Source organism: Paenibacillus terrae, assembly GCF_000943545.1.
Classification (GTDB): Bacteria; Bacillota; Bacilli; order Paenibacillales; family Paenibacillaceae; genus Paenibacillus; species Paenibacillus terrae_A.
In genome coordinates this window covers 1-2,482 of record NZ_JTHP01000152.1, presented here as the reverse complement: position 1 = coordinate 2,482, position 2,482 = coordinate 1, and the positions used below count along the sequence as shown (strand labels likewise).

The 2,482-nt window shown below is 47.0% G+C and carries 3 protein-coding genes; 1 reads left to right on the top strand and 2 read right to left on the bottom strand.

Going from position 1 to position 2,482, the window contains the following annotated elements; genetic code table 11:
* Positions 1 to 1,429 (bottom strand): DAK2 domain-containing protein (locus QD47_RS29310; RefSeq protein WP_044649440.1); only part of this gene is annotated, 1,429 nt, incomplete at its 3' end.
* Positions 1,430 to 1,941: 512 nt separating this feature from the next.
* Between QD47_RS29310 and rpmB the strand changes: the two genes are divergently transcribed.
* Positions 1,942 to 2,130 carry a 50S ribosomal protein L28 gene (rpmB, locus tag QD47_RS29305; RefSeq protein WP_014282288.1) on the top strand — a complete coding sequence of 63 codons (189 nt, stop codon included), beginning with the start codon at positions 1,942 to 1,944 and terminating at the stop codon, positions 2,128 to 2,130.
* Positions 2,131 to 2,356: 226 nt separating this feature from the next.
* Here the strand turns inward: rpmB and spoVM are convergent, their stop codons facing one another.
* Positions 2,357 to 2,437 (bottom strand): stage V sporulation protein SpoVM, encoded by an 81-nt coding sequence (gene spoVM, locus QD47_RS29300; protein WP_014282289.1) that lies wholly within the window; start codon positions 2,435 to 2,437, stop codon positions 2,357 to 2,359.
* Between the last annotated feature and the right edge of the window lie 45 nt (positions 2,438 to 2,482).

Here is a 2,482-nt window from a genome sequence, read left to right as displayed (position 1 = left end):
CCTCAAAGGCTTCTTCCTCCTGAAAAGCGAATGCCGCAGCAATACCCTGAGGAATCGTCTTGCTCGGAATAACCGACACCAGGCGCTCCATCTCCAGCAGTTCACGGGCCTGCTCTGCCGCCAGAATAATATTGGAATTATTCGGCAGGATAAAAATGTGCTGAGCCGCAATCGAGCGAGCCGCATTAACAAAGTCTTCCGTACTTGGATTCATCGTCTGACCACCGGAAAGGACAACATCCACACCTAAGCTTCTGAAAATATCAGCAATCCCTTCGCCTGAAGCCACTGCTATGAAACCATAGGGTGCCAGCTCATGAGCCGGTGGCTCAGATGGCTCCTCCTCACGTGCAGGCTCTGCTGGTATTTCAGCAAACCACTCAGGCTCAGGAGCGCCATCCATACCCGCAGACAACAAATCACGATGCTGCTCGCGCATATTCAGAATACGGATCTGTGTAATTTCCCCGTAACGTAGCGCTAGATTCAACACTTCGCCCGGAGCCTTGGAATGAACATGAACCTTAATAACATCATCGTCAGAAATAACAATGATAGAGTCTCCATCCACAGATAACGCTTTCCGGAAGGCTTCCTCATCAAAGTCCGTACCTTGGGCTTCTCCCAATTGTCGATTAATAAAAAATTCCATATCATATAAAAATTCAATATTTTCCGTTTCAAGCTTCGCCTGCGCCGAAATCGGTGCATCCGGTGAAGGAGCAATCGCTTGCGCTGTCGGTCTCTCGGATACATGAGGAGCATAAGCAGTGCGTGCATTCTCCCCTTTTACAATTGGAGCTGTCACCAAACCGCTTCCAAGATGCTGCATGAACCCTTCATAAATATACACAAATCCTTGTCCACCCGAGTCCACAACCCCAACTTGCTTCAGTACCGGAAGCATGTCCTGCGTCATGGCAAGCGTTTCCTTCGCTTTGGCAAGCACTTCTTCCATCAGTTCAGTAATGTCATTTGTCCGGCGTGAAAAAAACACAGCATGCTTGGCCGCTTCCTTCGCCACGGTAAGAATTGTACCCTCCACCGGCTTAACCACCGCCTTGTAGGCCGCATCCACCCCGCTCTGCAATGCCGATGCGAACTGAAGGGTATTCAATTCCTCGTATGGGGCAGCGTAACGGCTAAAGCCACGAAACAACTGAGACAGGATAACCCCTGAATTGCCGCGGGCTCCCATCAGCAAACCTTTGGATAATATGCCGGACATGACACCGATGGAGGAAGAATCCCCCCTCTTTAATTCCGTTACGCCCGCGCTCATCGTCAAATTCATGTTAGTTCCTGTGTCACCGTCCGGCACCGGAAATACATTAAGTGAATTGACGTGTTCCGCATGCTGCTGTAATTGTTCCGCCCCGGCTAAAACCATTGCGGTAAAATCTGTTCCATTCAAAGAACGATTACTCAAGAGAATTCCCCTTCCTAGCTTAATACACTTGTTTTGCCATCAACCTTCCGCATCGTCATGTTCATCTGTGCGGACAGGTTCAATTGAATTATACTAAAGCCAGACGACGAATACGAATGTCACACTTTCGTAAGCTTTTCGTACTCACGGCCTGATCAGCCTTCCACAGGTCATATATATGAAAAACCAGTCAACCACCCGACACTGAAACATCGGCTGGAATGATAAATATGGTTCCGCCTCTGATCTGTCCGGCATGACTGGAATAAGAATTCACATTCCAACAATTACAAGAATAATCACAGCAATAGCTATCCCATATTGTACTATAATGCGTAAGAGAAATAAATAAAGTTTTTGAATCGGTTGACGGAGCTTTTTTGACTATGATATTATATATAAGTATTGTTTTGTTCAGGTTAGTGACTTACAAAGTCCGACTGACCCAGTCGGCCTGAAGAGCGACCCGTTCCATACGGAACTTGGTTATTTTCAGAATAGGAGGTGGAATCATGTCTCGTAAATGTTCTGTAACAGGCAAAAAGCCTGGCACCGGTAACCACGTATCTCACGCTAACAACCGTAATCGCCGTACTTGGGGCGTCAACGTACAGAAAGTTCGTATTCTCGTTAACGGTAAACCGAAACGCGTTTATGTCAGCACTCGTGCATTGAAAGCCGGTAAAGTGACTCGCGTGTAGTCGCAAAAAAATAACGTTATAAACAAAAGGCACCTCGTTTTAAACGGGTGCTTTTTTGGTTATTCAAAATGTTACGTCCATTCGATCCATGATGTCAAAATGTCAGGCATCTTCCCGCGCGTTCCTGCCGTTTGCTGCCGAGCTACCAGTCTGTTATTGTGCCCGGGAAGCATGCCCTGCGTACCTTGCTCTTCATTTTGCATCCTGTGTGTACGTTACGTGAAATTCAGCTTTTCTGGAATGTATTCAGAATGGCTTTGACGAATCCACCCAGAAATCTTGGTAGCTTGATTGTATAAAACTTCATGCTTCACCCTCCCCATCATCCTCGTGCATCTGTTAGTCGTCGTGT